Annotated in this window: 15 protein-coding genes and 1 pseudogene; 9 read left to right on the forward strand and 7 right to left on the reverse strand. The window is 57.1% G+C overall.

Annotated features, from left to right (window positions below):
* Positions 1-71: 71 nt before the first annotated feature.
* Positions 72-1,643: a D-alanyl-D-alanine carboxypeptidase/D-alanyl-D-alanine-endopeptidase gene (gene dacB / locus D0851_RS17890; RefSeq protein WP_413773541.1), complete on the reverse strand. Its 1,572-nt coding sequence runs from the start codon at positions 1,641-1,643 to the stop codon at positions 72-74.
* A gap of 261 nt (positions 1,644-1,904) precedes the next feature.
* Here dacB and D0851_RS17895 point away from each other — a divergent pair, with 261 nt between their 5' ends.
* The 3 genes from D0851_RS17895 (at position 1,905) to D0851_RS17905 (ending at position 4,479) form a co-directional block, all read left to right on the forward strand.
* Positions 1,905-2,675, forward strand: a complete 771-nt coding sequence (locus D0851_RS17895) for a glutathione S-transferase N-terminal domain-containing protein (RefSeq protein WP_117619842.1) — start codon at positions 1,905-1,907, stop codon at positions 2,673-2,675.
* Positions 2,676-2,869: 194 nt separating this feature from the next.
* Positions 2,870-3,805 carry an aldo/keto reductase gene (locus D0851_RS17900; protein WP_117619843.1) on the forward strand — a complete coding sequence of 312 codons (936 nt, stop codon included), beginning with the start codon at positions 2,870-2,872 and terminating at the stop codon, positions 3,803-3,805.
* Positions 3,802-4,479: a DUF6064 family protein gene (locus D0851_RS17905; protein ID WP_162893771.1), complete on the forward strand. Its 678-nt coding sequence runs from the start codon at positions 3,802-3,804 to the stop codon at positions 4,477-4,479. The genes D0851_RS17900 and D0851_RS17905 overlap by 4 nt, the downstream gene beginning before the upstream one ends.
* Here the strand turns inward: D0851_RS17905 and dkgB are convergent.
* A complete protein-coding gene (gene dkgB / locus D0851_RS17910; protein WP_117619845.1) occupies positions 4,448-5,257 on the reverse strand; it encodes a 2,5-didehydrogluconate reductase DkgB in 810 nt (269 codons plus the stop codon). The two genes, D0851_RS17905 and dkgB, sit on opposite strands and share 32 nt — an antisense overlap.
* A 121-nt stretch (positions 5,258-5,378) precedes the next feature.
* On the opposite strand from dkgB, the gene D0851_RS17915 reads away from it, so the two are divergent.
* Positions 5,379-5,792: a GFA family protein gene (locus tag D0851_RS17915; protein WP_117619846.1), complete on the forward strand. Its 414-nt coding sequence runs from the start codon at positions 5,379-5,381 to the stop codon at positions 5,790-5,792.
* Here the strand turns inward: D0851_RS17915 and D0851_RS20660 are convergent.
* Together D0851_RS20660 and D0851_RS20665 are read right to left on the reverse strand one after the other, a co-directional pair.
* A pseudogene (locus D0851_RS20660) lies at positions 5,737-5,922 on the reverse strand (PQQ-dependent sugar dehydrogenase); the annotation flags it as partial. The gene D0851_RS17915 and the pseudogene D0851_RS20660 overlap by 56 nt on opposite strands.
* Positions 5,923-5,926: 4 nt before the next feature.
* Entirely contained in the window at positions 5,927-6,181 is a 255-nt protein-coding gene (locus D0851_RS20665) for a PQQ-dependent sugar dehydrogenase (RefSeq protein ID WP_227539346.1), read from the reverse strand.
* A gap of 105 nt (positions 6,182-6,286) precedes the next feature.
* Between D0851_RS20665 and D0851_RS17925 the strand changes: the two genes are divergently transcribed.
* On the forward strand, positions 6,287-6,532 hold the full coding sequence (locus tag D0851_RS17925; protein ID WP_117619847.1) for a hypothetical protein: 246 nt from the start codon (positions 6,287-6,289) through the stop codon (positions 6,530-6,532).
* A gap of 246 nt (positions 6,533-6,778) precedes the next feature.
* Here D0851_RS17925 and D0851_RS17930 read toward each other — a convergent pair whose 3' ends face one another.
* The gene (locus D0851_RS17930; protein WP_117619848.1) at positions 6,779-7,231 is read right to left on the reverse strand and encodes a YaiI/YqxD family protein; all 453 of its coding nucleotides are present in this window, start codon (positions 7,229-7,231) and stop codon (positions 6,779-6,781) included.
* 256 nt (positions 7,232-7,487) lie between these two features.
* On the opposite strand from D0851_RS17930, the gene D0851_RS17935 reads away from it, so the two are divergent.
* From D0851_RS17935 to D0851_RS17945, 3 genes are all read left to right on the forward strand, one after another.
* Positions 7,488-7,826: a zinc ribbon domain-containing protein YjdM gene (locus D0851_RS17935; protein WP_117619849.1), complete on the forward strand. Its 339-nt coding sequence runs from the start codon at positions 7,488-7,490 to the stop codon at positions 7,824-7,826.
* Positions 7,827-7,963: 137 nt separating this feature from the next.
* On the forward strand, positions 7,964-10,240 hold the full coding sequence (locus D0851_RS17940; RefSeq protein WP_117619850.1) for an EAL domain-containing protein: 2,277 nt from the start codon (positions 7,964-7,966) through the stop codon (positions 10,238-10,240).
* 96 nt (positions 10,241-10,336) lie between these two features.
* Positions 10,337-10,807, forward strand: coding sequence for a copper chaperone PCu(A)C (locus D0851_RS17945; protein WP_117619851.1), 471 nt, complete (start codon positions 10,337-10,339; stop codon positions 10,805-10,807).
* Here the strand turns inward: D0851_RS17945 and D0851_RS17950 are convergent.
* Positions 10,771-12,795: an oleate hydratase gene (locus D0851_RS17950; RefSeq protein WP_117619852.1), complete on the reverse strand. Its 2,025-nt coding sequence runs from the start codon at positions 12,793-12,795 to the stop codon at positions 10,771-10,773. The two genes, D0851_RS17945 and D0851_RS17950, sit on opposite strands and share 37 nt — an antisense overlap.
* 126 nt (positions 12,796-12,921) lie before the next feature.
* Positions 12,922-13,098: a DUF2897 family protein gene (locus D0851_RS17955; protein ID WP_117619853.1), complete on the reverse strand. Its 177-nt coding sequence runs from the start codon at positions 13,096-13,098 to the stop codon at positions 12,922-12,924.
* An 85-nt stretch (positions 13,099-13,183) separates the two neighbouring features.
* Between D0851_RS17955 and D0851_RS17960 the strand changes: the two genes are divergently transcribed.
* A complete protein-coding gene (locus D0851_RS17960; protein ID WP_117619854.1) occupies positions 13,184-13,852 on the forward strand; it encodes a DNA-3-methyladenine glycosylase I in 669 nt (222 codons plus the stop codon).
* The last annotated feature ends 17 nt before the right edge of the window (positions 13,853-13,869 follow it).

Here is a 13,869-nt window from a genome sequence, read left to right on the forward strand (position 1 = left end):
AGATGAAAGCGTTCATCTGACCCCTCTTTCACGGGAGGTCGTGTTCAGCTTTCAGGCTGGCGAACAGGTGCCTACTGAATGCTGGTTTCAGAAGCGCCGGAAGAAGCGTGTGAAATCGCTGTGCCCGTCGGCGGCCTGAAATGCAGTGAATACAGAATGCGGTCCAGCACCGCCTGGCCATTCCACGCCGGGTCATTATTGACCATGCCCACCACAGCCCAGGTCGTGTTATTAGCATCGCGAGTGAAGCCGGCGATCGATCTTACATTCTCCAGATAGCCAGTTTTGATGCGGCCTTCGCCATCCATGCCGGTATTGCGAAGGCGGCGCGCCATGGTTCCGTCCATGGCAATGATTGGCATCGAGGCCATCAGGTCTGCCGAGTAGGCGCTGTTCCAGGCGTGTTGCAATATCTGGGCGCCCTGGCGGGCGGTGATGCGGCCGTGCCGGCTGAGCCCGGCGCCGTTATCGATCACCATGCCGGCAGTGTTGATGCCTTTGCCTTCCAGCCATTCGTAGATCACCCGAATGCCGGCTACCCGGTCATCGTTTTCGTCTTCCAGCCGGTTTTGGGCACCAATGGTAAGCAACAGCTGGCGGGCCATAACGTTGCTGCTCCATTTATTGATGTCTCGCACCATGGACACCAGATCCGGCGAAGTGGTTTTCAGCACCAGCCTTGCGCCTTCCGGGGTAACGCCATTGAGGTTGCCACCGGAAATGACCACGCCCATGTCCGTCAGAAGTGAACGGATCAACGATGCGGTGTACTGCTCATGGGGTAACAGGGACATGTATGTCGTGGTACGGCAGCCCTGAGGCAATTCGCCGGTTACGCGCACGGTAACCCGCTGGTCATCATGGAAAACAGGCTCCCACTCAAAACTGTGACGGGAGGGGCACGGCCCTTCGGCCGTCGCAACGACGCGGTTGTCGATCACTAACTCACTCAGTGAAGGGGTGCTCCAGGCCTGGGTGCCCCGTTCATCCGCCCGCACCTGAAGGTGCATCAGGTTCAGGTTGGTCAGATAAGCGGAAGGCTCAACGAGGAAGGGCGCATGGGGATTGTCACCATTGTCTTCGAAGCCTGGGAAACCGCCATCCACTTCAAAATAGCTGCCATCCAGCACCAGGTCCCCTTCGATTCTGGTAATGCCCATGCTCCGCAAATCCCTCAGGGTCGTCCAGAGTCGCTCAATGGTGAGCTTGGGGTCGCCGCCAAAGCGGACATAGAGATTGCCTTTCAGGGTGTCGCCGACCATGGTCCCGTCAGTCAGGAAATCGGTGTCCCAGCGATGGTTGGGGCCGAGAACTTCCAGCGCGGCAAAGGTTGTAACCAGCTTCATGATGGAACCGGGACTCATGAGCGTATCGGCATTGATGTACTGGTTAATGCCGGGGCCATTCAGGGGGATGGCTGCCATGCTCATGGCATTCTCATTGTGGAGCGATTCCTGGGCGTAATCCTTGAGTTGGCTGGTCCAGAGACGGTTGCCGGAGAAACCAGTATCATCGGTTTCGGCAGTTGCAGTCAGAGGAGATGCAATCAGGGCACAAACCGCCACCGATACCAGCGCTGAACGTCGGAATCCAAGACACGTTTTTCCTGCACTGTCAGAGCGCTGCATTCCCCGAATTTCCATGGTTGCCGTCCAATGAGTTCCTATGGCTAAACAATAGCCTATCTTTTCTGGTTGTACTATGCAGAAAAGCTCTACATGACGTTAAAAAATGCCAGTAGTGTCGTTGTTTGTATTGAACTTTTGTGACTCAATGTAAGTGCCCTTGTGAATCATGGAGTTAGGTGGACAAAAATTAACTAATGTCATGCATGGCACCCGGGAGCCAATGGAAAATCGTCAGATTGCGTGATAATGACGTGGTCTCCAACAGAAGGTTTGTTTATGTCCAATATGCTGTTTCGCAACATTCACGTGCTGGGTTCGGTCACCACTTCGTCGCTGACGGCGTGGCGCGGTTGCCTGGTGGTGAAAAAGGTACCTCAGCCGGAAAAGCCGATCGTGCTCTATGATATGGAAGGCTGCCCCTATTGCCGCAGGGTCCGGGAGGCCCTGACCGCCCTGAATCTGGATGTGGAAATCCGCCCCTGTCCGAAGGGTGGTTCGGTGTTCCGGGCGCAGGCGGAGGCTCTGGGTGGCAGCCAGCAGTTCCCGTTGCTGGCGGACCAGAACACGGGGGCGGTGATGTATGAGTCCGAGGAGATTATTGAGTATCTGTTCCGCCAGTATACCGGGCGGCCGGTGCCCAAATATTACCGTGACCGGGTCTGGCAGCCGGTTCTGGGCTCGGTGGCATCGGTGGCCAGTGCCATGAGGGGGCTTCGGGTTAGCCCCGGGAAGCGGCCGGAGCAGCCTTTGCATCTCTGGAGCTTTGAAGGTAGCCCGTTCTCGCGGCTGGTGCGGGAGCGGCTGTGCGAGCTGGAGATTCCGTACACTTTGCACAATCTGGCCAAGGAGCACTGGACGGAAATCGGGCCGGCGAAGCAGCGGATCAAGCCTGGGCCTTATACGCCGATTCCCGGTGGCAAACGGGATGCGTTCTTTCAGGTGCACAAGCGGGTTCAGGTGCCTTATCTGGAGGACCCCAACACCGGAGAGGGGCTGTTCGAATCTGCTCGTATTCTGGGTTATCTCGATAGTCACTACGGGAACTGACCTGCGTGTAAGACTGTCAGTCATCGAGTAGCCGCGCGGGTGGGTCATCCCTTGTCCAGACACACCGTAAATACATCCATGTAGGCTCGGTCGGGCCATCCATGGCCCTCCACGGTCTGGACAAGGGATGACCCACCCGCGCTTTTGGGCCTTGTGCTATTCGCACTGAAATTTATGACAGTGGGGCAGCAGATATGGCGAATCGGTTTACCCGAAGACAGTTTCTGGTCAGTTCCGGGCTGGTAGGGCTTGCTCTGACGTCCCCTCACTTGTTCGCGAACCTAACCAGCAATCCCGCCTCATCTCCCATCACCCGAAAAATTCCCGGAACAGACGAGGTAATTCCATCCATCGGCATGGGTACCTGGATTGCCTTCAATGTTGGTGGCGACACACAGCTGGTTGAACAGCGCACCAGGGTTCTGAAAACCTTCTTCGATCAGGGTGGGACGGTTGTAGACGGCTCGCCGATGTACGGCAGCGCCTCGGATGTGGTGGGCGAGGCGCTGGATGCCCTGGATGCCCATGACCGGGTTTTTGCGGCCACCAAGATCTGGACCGGTGACGAGTCAGAGACCCGACAGGAGGCGGCGCGCTCCCGCAGACGCTGGGGTGTTGAGCGGTTTGATCTGTTGCAGGTGCATAATCTGCTGGGCTGGCAAGGGCATCTTGAGACGTTGAGACAGATGAAGGCGGACAGCGAAGTGAGGTATATCGGCATCACGACTTCCCACGGTCGCCGACACCGCGAATTTGAGCAGATCATGAAGCGGGAGCCTCTGGATTTTGTGCAGCTGACCTATAACGTCCTTGATCGTGAGGTTGAGGATCGGTTGCTGCCCCTGGCCGAGGAACGGGGAATCGGGGTGATTGTAAACCGGCCGTTCCAGGGTGGTTCGCTGTTCCGTCGATTCCAGTCAGAGCCGTTGCCGGGCTGGGCCGGTGAGGCTGGCGTCAGCAACTGGGCGGAGTTCTTTCTCAAGTACATCATTTCCCATCCGGCGGTGACTTGTGCGATTCCGGCGACCAGCAAAGTCGAGCACATGAAGGAGAACATGGGGGCGCTTTACGGGGCGCTGCCGAACCCAGAGCAGCGGCGGCGGATGGCGGATTATGTGAGGTCCCTGTGACGGGCGCTGACTGGCTGAGCTACTCGTTGCAGGATTTCGTGATGTTCGGGCCGCAGGTGTTTCTGCGGCTGTTTGTCCGGATCAATCAGGATCTCTGGCCCTGGCAATTGCTGGCTGTGGTGGTTGCCATCGGTATACCCGTGCTGTTTCTGAAACCGGATCTCCGGGCCCGGCGGTTGGCCGTCGGGCTGATGGCAGTAGCCTGGGCAGGGAGTGGTTACGGATTTCTCGTGGGCTACTTTAGCCCCATCAACTGGCCGGCGGCGTGGTTTGGCTGGGCCTTTGTGGCGCAGGGCGCCCTGCTCGCAGCCGCCGCGTTTTTCGGGGCTGTCCATGGGCAAACGCCGCAGCCGAAGCAGCTTGCTGTCTTCTGGCTGGCGGCAGTGTGTGGTTTGCCCTGGTTGGCGGTGGCTGATTCCGGCGATTGGCAGTCGCTGGCGTTGTTTGGGGTGGCGCCGGGTACCACGGCAGCCACTGGCGCATTGGTGCTCGCCCTGGTGACCGGGCCCTGGCGGTGGCTTTACCTGCCGCTGCTGGTGCTGTGGAGTCTGTTCAGCGCGGCCACGCTCTGGGTGCTGCAAACCTGGTGGTTGCTCATTACCCCAGTGGCCACGCTGCTGTTCGTTGGCGCCGGGTTCTGGTTCAGTCCCAGGCCGGAGCAAAGTCTGGATTAGCGATCCGCTCGTTGCGGTCCAGCGCATCAATGGCGCGGATTTCCTCTTCGCTCAGCTCAATATCCAGGGCGTCCAGATTGGCTTTCTGGTGCGCCGGGCGGGTGGAGGAGGGAATAGGCACAACGCCTCTCGAAGCCACCCAGGCGATCGCGATTTGGGCCGGGGTCAGGTTTCGTTCGCCGGCAATGCGTTGCAGGGTTTCGTCTTCCATGACCTTGCCGACGGCTAATGGCATGTAGCCAGTTACAGCAATGCCGAGCTTTTGCGCATGCGCCACAACCTTGCGGTTCGCCAGGAAGGGGTGGACTTCCACCTGGTTGGTAAAGATGACGGTGTCGCCGAGAATCTCTTTTGCTTCATCCATTTGGGCGCAGGTGAAGTTGGAAATGCCGATATGCTCTGCCAGGCCTTCCCGCTGGGCATCCCTGAGGGCGCCAAGATATTCTTTCATGGGCACTTCATCGCCCGGTGATGGCCAGTGAATAAGCGCCAGGTCGACATGGTCGGTTTTCAGCCGCGCGAGACTGTCGTGCAGGCTGTTGATCAGGTCGCTGGCGTGCAGCTGGTCATGCCAGATCTTGGTGGTGACAAAAATCTCGCGGCGCGGAATGCCGCTGGAAGTGATGCCATCACCCACTTCCGCTTCGTTTCCGTACATCTGGGCAGTATCTATATGACGGTAGCCCAGGGACAGGGCACTCTTGACGGCGTCCCGGGCATCATTGCCCCTGAGCCGGAAAGTTCCCATGCCGATCTTTGGAAGTGCGCTGAATGACATGCTGTCCTCCTTTGCGAATCGTGTGTTTTTAAGGTGGTGCCGGCACACTGGTTCTTCAAGTGGCCTCCGGGTATCATCGCGCCTGAACTAACCTGTGAACCGAAACGATAAGGCCTAGACCATGTACACCGGCCATTGCCTCTGTGGCGACATCAGCTTTGAATACGATGGCCCCCTTGGCCCCGTTGCCCTGTGCCACTGCAGCCAGTGTCGGCGGGCACACGGCAGTGCCTTTTCAGCCAGTGCGCCGGTACAGAAGGTGCGGTTCCGTTTCATTTCCGGCGAAGACAGGATTACCGAGTTCGAGTCACGCCCCGGCAAGTTCCGGGGCTTCTGCAGCTGTTGCGGCAGTCAGCTATACAGCCGCGTTGATGCCATTCCCGGGATTCTCCGTCTGCGGGTCGGGTGGGTCAACGAACCCCTGGGCAAGGGCCCGGCCCGGCATGTTTTTGTCGGCTCAAAATCCGACTGGTTCGAGATTACCGACGAGCTGCCACAGTTCGAGAAGACCGAGCGAACCAACGATCCTCACTGAAAACCGGAACCATCCGGTAAACCTTGCCCCGCGGTGAATCCGTCAGCAACCACAGGGCCCCATCCGGGCCCATGCGCACATCGCGGATCCGCTTGCCAAGATCGGTGAGCAAATTCTTCTCTTCGACTACCGCTCTATTTTCTATCGTCAGCGGTGTCCTGGGCGCGGCCCATCTCTCCCCGGTCACCCACGGCCACATACAGGTTGCCTTCCCGATTAAATTCCATGCGCCCGGCAAAGTTCCGGCTGGAGCCATCCGGCAGAAAGGCGAGACTCCATGGGTTTTCAAGGTCCTGCGCCACGGTTTCCAGCTGGAAATCCGCCTCGTCGGCGCCAATTAATGAACGGTTGATGGTTGAGAATAGCAGTGCGGGTATATAGGGCGTCAAAAACTTCCCGGATCATTATTTTTGATGTTTTAAATAAGAATGATTCGTATTATTATGTGAGAATAGCAGTTCAACACTGAATCACACCCCAGAACGGAGAAGAAGATGTCCCGAATTCCGGAATCCCTGTTCCGCCACAGGGCGCTGTTTACTGCAACCCTGTGTGCGATCCTGCCTGCCTTGGCATCGGCGCAGGACGCGGGACCCGCCACACTGGAAGTGCTGGATGTATCTGCCGAACGTGGCGAGGTCTCGTCTGAATCCACCGGCAGTTACACCGGCGGCGCGACCACAACCACCATGAAGAAAGGTGAGGGCGGGAAACCTTCCCGCCCTCTTTATCGAGTATGAATGGGGAGGAAGCGGAATGACGCCCGAGCAGGAAATGATTGAAGGATTAAAGCTGGCCGCCAGTGCCGGCGCGTTTATTGGCCTGGTGGCCATAGGTTTGGCTCTGGGCTCTGCGATTGGTGCCTAAGTACTGCCCGGAGTGCTGTCCAGTTCCAGCCCTCCTGGCCAGGCATGTGATGAGTGTTTTTGAAACCCTGGAGCGCCAGCAGGTCCAGGATTCGCTGGGATTTTAAAACAGAATCATTATCACTTGCGGGTGTTTTGTTGTAGCCAGCGGTCCAGTTTGTCGGCAAATTCCTTGCGGTCGGTCTGGCTGAAGGGGGCCGGTCCGCCGGTTACCTGGCCGGCGTTGCGCATTTCTTCCATGAAGTTGCGCATGGCGAGGCGTTGGCGGATGTTCTCTTTGGTGAAGGCCTGGCCGCGGGGGTTGAAAACGTCGGCGCCTTTTTCGATGGCTTCTGCTGCTAACGGAATGTCCTGGGTGATGACGAGGTCGCCTTTTTGCATCTGGTCCATGATTTCGTTGTCGGCGACATCGAAGCCTTGGGGGACCTGTCGGCGCTTTATATAAGGGCTCGGGGGCAGGGTGATGATGTGGTTGGCGATGAAAGTGGTGTCGATCTGCCAACGGGTGGCGGCTCGGCAGAGGATCTCCCGGATGGGGACGGGGCAGGCGTCGGCGTCGACCCAGATTGGCATGGTGGTTCCTTGTTTGGCTTGGTTCTGGATGCAGTTTACCGTTTGTTGATGTGAGCCTGGTAGGGGTGGTCCGCGTATCCCCTTGTGTGGATCTGGTTTTTGGTGGGGGAGGCGTCGGGGCCGCCCTGCGAGAGGGCCGGCCAATTTTGAACATCAACGATTGCAGTACCCGGCGGAACCTGAATGACACCGGGCGGGAGCAGGTCCGGACGTTGATGGTATAATCCCGTGCCCATTCAATTAACAGGTAATGATAATGTCACAGCTTCCCCCATGCCCGCAGTGCAGTTCCGAGTATACTTACGAGGACGGCGTCCAGCTTGTTTGTCCCGAATGCGGGCATGAATGGTCCGAGGCGGAGGCCGCGGCTGAAGCGGCCGCGAAGGTAATTCGGGATGCCAACGGGAATGAACTTCAGGACGGTGACACGGTTACTGTTATCAAGGATCTGAAGGTCAAGGGCTCCAGTTCCGTGGTGAAGGTTGGCACCAAGGTGAAGAATATCCGGCTTGTGGAGGGCGATCACGATATCGACTGCAAGATCGATGGCATCGGTGCTATGAAACTAAAATCGGAATTCGTCAAGAAAGTCTGACAGTTATCCCTTGGTTGCAGTCTGGATTTGCTGTTCCAGCTCGCGAGCTGGATATAAAAACAGTAATACGGTTTACCTTCTCTTTCGTATTCTGTTGCAACGCTGTCGGTTCATCCCCTGTTTTCCTGGAACTGCTTTTGACGATTCTCAAGAGAAACCTCTGGACACTCTTTTTTCTGATACTCCTCGGTGGTTTGGTGCTTCTTGGCACCGTTCTGTTTTTCCGCTGGCAGGCCATTGTTTCGGAAGAAAAGCTTTACCACGGCGCCCGTGCTGAGCTGGTGGGGCAATCAGTTGACAGCATCCTGCGAACGCAGGAGCTTGTGCTTGATGTTATTGGCCGGGAATTGCTCAATCAGGATGATATGCTGTCTGGAAGCCGGCAAATACCGTTACTGGACAGCATCCTCGCTGCTAATCCGGTTCTTGTGGGGTTCGGTCTTGCACGGCCGGATGGCACTCTGGTGCGTGTGAGCAGTAACCTTGATCTTTCCAAACTGCCGAACCTGCGCACGAATCCCAAGACCCGCGACACTTTTATCCGGGCGCTGTCGTCCGGGTCGATGGTATTGGGGCGAACCTACTTTGTCGATGCGCTGGGCTCCTGGGTCATACCGATTCGTAAAGCGATACGGTCCGAAACCGGCAACGTGATAGCCGTAATGACAGCAGGCCTCCGGCTTGGCGGCGGGGATACGGTTTTCGACGAAACCCTGCATGACGGCGCCCACGACACGGTAATCCTGTTCCGGGAAGTCGATGGCTTTGTACAGTTTATCTCAGGCGAAGGTATTGGTCCTGAGCAATACTGGAAGGTTCAGGAGTCGATGGCGCAGCGGCAGCAGAATCGTGAAGGGCTTGAGCGGGACCTTGGTCACAGTGTTGAAGCCATGATGGCGAACAAAGAAGCGGTGGTCGTCCGAACGCGCCGGGCAGGGAAGGATTACCTTGCCGTGGCTGTCTTCAACCCCCGCTACCAGCTGTGGGCGTTGTCGGAAACCCAGTTTGTCCCGATGTACCGGGCATTCTCTGTGTCTCTCGCGCAATACCTTCTGGTGTTCCTGGCCGTTATCCTTGTTTTCTATAAGTGGTTCCGGGTTATTGATACCGCTGAAGGAAAACGGCGACAGGAACTCTACTACCTTGCCCGGCATGATGATCTGACCGGGCTTTTTAACCGCAACGGCCTGCTGGACCGGCTTGACGCTCTGTTGTCGGGTAAAAAACCTTTCTGCCTGGTGGTTATCAATATTGATAACTTCAAAGGCATCAACGACCGGTTCGGCCTCGAATACGGTGATGAAACCCTGCTGGAGTTCAGCCGCCGACTGGCCGGTCTGGTAGATGGTCGTGACAATCTTGCGCGGCTCGGTGGTGACGAGTTCGCGATTGTAACCCAGAATGCGGACCTTGCCGCGGTTGAAAAGGCCTGTGTCTCTCTTGTCGGCGACCTGTCCCGAACCTTTGAGGTGGGTCGGCTGAGGTTACAAGTGACCGCAAGTATCGGGGTGGCAGCTTTCCCGGATCATGGGGAGTCTCTGAGTAAATTGATTCGAAGTGCTCAGCTTGCGCTGTATGAGGCAAAACAGAGGCGAAACGACGTCTGCATCTATCGAGCGGAAATGGAGATGGTCTATCTGCGTCGGCTGTCGGTGGAGCAACGCCTCAGGTATGGCCTGGCGTCAAACGCGCTTTACATGATGTTTCAGCCCCAGGTGGATGAGACGGAAAAAACGGTTGGCCTGGAAGCCCTGGTACGTTGGCAGGATGAGGAGCTTGGTATTGTCTCTCCTGTCGAGTTTGTTGAGGTTGCCGAGAAAAGCGGCCTGATGGTGTCTTTGGGGCGGTTCGTTGTGGAAACCAGCATCTACGAGTACAGTATTTTGCGGGAGGCCGCCGGGCGTTCTCTGGATCTGGCCATTAACATTTCCGTGATCCAGTTCCGCCAGCCAAAGTTCGTTGAGTCGGTACTCGAGGCCCTGAAGGTTCACAATGTATCGCCACGGGAGTTGGTGCTGGAGATCACGGAAAGCCTGTTTATGGACGACTTTGAGCCGGTGCTGGCGACTATCGAACGATTGCGTGAGCATGGGGTCCGGATTTCGATGGATGATTTCGGCACGGGCTACTCGTCGTTGAGCCTTCTGCGCAAGCTTCCGCTGGACGAGCTCAAGATCGACAAGAGCTTTGTGGATAGCATCCTGGAAGACGAAAGAGCTGCGAACATGATCCGCAGTATCGTCGCTATCGCCAAGAGCTATAACATGGAACTGGTCGCGGAGGGTGTCGAGGAAGAAGCCCAGGCCCAGGCCCTGATCCGAATGGGCTGCCGCCGCTTTCAGGGCTATTACTTCAGCCGGCCTGAACGGCTCGACAAGCTGAAAGCCGATCTGGCTCTGGAGGTCGGCGTATGAGCGTCAGCAGCGACCATCGGTCGCAGTGAACGGCTTGGCAACCGAGGGGTGACTTTTCATGCTGTCCCCCTACGCCATCAATAGGGATCACTGAACATGAAATACTGTCTGAGCGTACTTGTTCTCGCACTGGCCCTGGCTGCGCCGGCAACTTCCGCCCATGATTACAGTCAGGGTGCGGTGACGGTTGATCACCCCTGGAGCCGCCCTACGCCGCCGGGCACGCCCGTGGGTGTGGGCTATATGAGCATTTCAAACACCGGCGGCAACGATATCGTTCTTGTCGGCGCCCGAACTCCCCGGGCAGACAGGGTGTCGATCCACAAGAGCAGCATGCAAGAGGGCGTTATGCGAATGACGCCGGTAAAAGGCGGGCTGGCAATTCCGGCCGGCGAAACCGTGGAGCTGAAACCCTACAGTTACCATCTGATGCTGGAAAAACTGAAAAGCCCGCTTCAGGAAGGCGAGGTTATCCCGCTAACCCTCAGTTTTGAGGGCGCGGAGGATATGGAAGTCGAGCTGAATATTACTCAGCCTCGCCCGCGAAGCTTGTCCAGGATGCCCTGAACCCACCCTTTGGCTTCGTCGAGGGTGTGGTTTTCTTCCACCAGTCGGCGGATAACCTGTAACTGGTTGTCGAACAGCCCGGATTTGTGCAGATCCGCCGGGTCTTCGTCCGGACCAAGTGGCAGAATATTTTCAAAGTAAGTGCCGCCCAGGAGGCGGCGCAAAATGCCCTCGCCCAGAAACGCTTCGTTGTTGTTAAGGGTGCGGGTTGCCCTCAGCAAACGCCGTATATCGTATTGCCCCGGATAAATATCGGGCACCTGTTTGTCGATGCCAAGAAGGCTGTAAACCCCGATGCGGGCAGTGCGAACCGAGCTTTCCAGTGTGAACACAACGTCGTTATGGGTTTCAACGAACTGCCCCATGCAGGCGAGGTTGGTGCAGCCCTCGGGGACCACCTGAGGGCGGTCGCCCCTGGCCCTCGGCATGAATTGGGCTGTGATGTAGGGCATCAGGGCGATCCGCGTTTTTGTGGCAGCCAGTACTTCATCGAGTTGATCGGTCAACCCGAGGTGGTAGCACATCTCGATCAACACTTCCTTGCCGGTGCACTCAGGCATCGGCTTCTTGACGTAATCGCCGGGCTTATCCATCAGCAAAGCGTAGGTCCACAGCACAATCACATCGTCGGGCTGGTCGGGGAAGTGTGGCTGGCGATTGCAGGTGAAGCTCATCAGCCAGGAGGAATCCGTAAAGGTGACAATACCGCCAGTGGCCGTGAAGCCCGAATACGGGTCGTTCACAGACAGGTCCTTCAGCTTGTCCATCAATGGTGAGGGCTTGCAGGTAAGAGTCACTGATTCCCAGGTTGAGCCGGGTATGTCTCCGCAGAATTTGTCCGGGCGCCCGAAGACTTCGGATTTCCCGGCCAGATTCCTCCAGAGTTGCCAGCCGGATCCCCGGCCTGCCTTATCACTGTCCTTCAACCGCGGGGCGGTATCGTCATCGCCGTAGGCCGTATCTTCGGTCATTGAGCCAGTGGTGACGAACACCAGATCACAAGCGCCGACATTGAAGGTTTTATCGCCATCTCCGCCATGGCACTGGATGGTTTTGACAGTTCTGGTGCCATCCCCGGTATCCAGATCCAGGTCCAGATCCGTAACGATCATGTCGTACTGGATATTCACGCCCTGATCTTTTAGCCAGGTCATCAGAGGCCGGACAAAACTGTCATACTGGTTATATTTCGGGAAAACCAGGGACGTCATGTCGTTCAGTCCGTCCATAAGGTGCAGGAAACGATGCATGTAGAGCTTCATTTCGAGCACGGAGTGCCAGTTCTGAAAGGCAAACATGGTGCGCCAGAACGTGTAGAAACTGGTGCTCAGGAACCCTCCACTGAACCATTGCTCGACAGTGATGTCGTCCAGATCCTCTTTCCGTGCCAGTAGCAGTCTGATGACTTCCAGCTGCTGGCGCCGGGTGAGATCCATGGTGGAAAAGTCCTTGATCTGGCCCTGGTTTTCCAGAAGGCGAGCTTTCGACCAGTTCTTGTCGGCATCGTTCACGATGCGGTATTCATCCAGCACGGTGAATGGCGCCGGTAACTCGAGCGCAGGTATTTCCGAGAAAACATCCCAGAAGTTCTGGTAGGTCATTTCCATTTCACGACCTCCGCGAACGATATACCCGTCTTCGGCATTACCGGCGCCATCGAGCGACCCACCTTCTATCTCCTGCTCCTCAAGAAAGGTGATGTTGCCAGCGGGCATGTGGCCGTCGCGAATGAGAAAAAAGGCAGCAGACAGGCCGGCTATTCCGCTACCGATGATCCACGCCCGACGCTCCGTAATGCCCTCTGTCGGAAGTGGCCGGTTGTTGGTGTAGCTTCCGTGCAGGTCAGCCGGCGGAAGGGGCGTGTCGATCCCGTTGTGCAGGTGTCTTGATGAGGCGTCCGGGGTGACCTCGACCCCCTGCTTTTTGAGCGCTTCAACATGAGGGGCGAGTTTTGAGCCGAGATTTCCGGTGCTGTTGGATGTGGTCATTCAGGGATCTCCTTTCCTGATGGGCTATTCTTGCAGTGTGTCTAGAAGGGCAGTCATTCCGGGTGACACATGTCAACCCGGCTTGAATCTTCATGAAGAATTCATCGGCGAGGCTTGAGACGGTGGTCACGATTCCCTGTCTTCTGCGCTTTCCTCAGCCTCGATTTCCGCCTTGCGAGCCTGGATTTTCTTCATTTTCTCGTCGGAGATTTTCATGCTGTGGGCGCTGTTACGCAGTATCATCATGCTGCCCACTATCAGCGCCAGTGCGAGAAACAGTATGACCCATCCTATCATCGGCATGTGCGTGGCTCCCTGATTGATCCGGTTTCCTTTATAGTGAACCACGCGATGGCATGCCGACAACCAGATATCCGGAGACCACCAGATGTCTTTCTCCCGAATCCACGACCAGGCGATCACCCACAAGGGCGGAGCAGATGCGTTACGCGCCCTGCTGCCTCCTGTCGCCGGGCGCGACGAACTGGAGGCCAGAGGCGATGACCGCTATCTGTCCGAGCTGACCCGCTGTATCTTCAAGGCCGGATTCGTCTGGCGAGTGATCGAGAACAAGTGGCCGGATTTCGAGGTGGCGTTTGAGGGGTTTGTGCCGCTGTACTGGCAGCAGGTGCCGCCGGACGTATTGGAAGCTCTTGCCCGGGATGAGCGAGTTGTCCGGAACATGCAGAAGATCCGTACGGTGCCGGAGAACGCCCGGATGATCGTGGATGCGGCCCGGGACTACGGCAGTTTCGGACGATTTCTGGCACAGTGGCCATCGGAAGATCAGGTGGGGCTGTTGCTCTGGCTGAAGCGCAATGGGGCTCGCCTTGGCGGAAATACCGCCCAGTATTTTCTTCGCCGTGTCGGCTGGGACGGCTTTATTCTCTCCTCGGACGTGATCGCGGGCTTACGCAGGGAAGCGCTGCTGGATGCGAGTCCGGGCAGCAAAAAAGCGCTTGTTCAGGCCCAGCAGGCTTTCAACACCTGGCATCGTGAAACCGGGCTGCCCTACAGCCATTTATCCCGGATTCTGGCGTGTTCTGTTGGTGAATAACGCTGACGGCTGGCGGG

The organism is Marinobacter sp. Arc7-DN-1 (assembly GCF_003441595.1).
Lineage (GTDB): Bacteria > Pseudomonadota > Gammaproteobacteria > Pseudomonadales > Oleiphilaceae > Marinobacter > Marinobacter metalliresistant.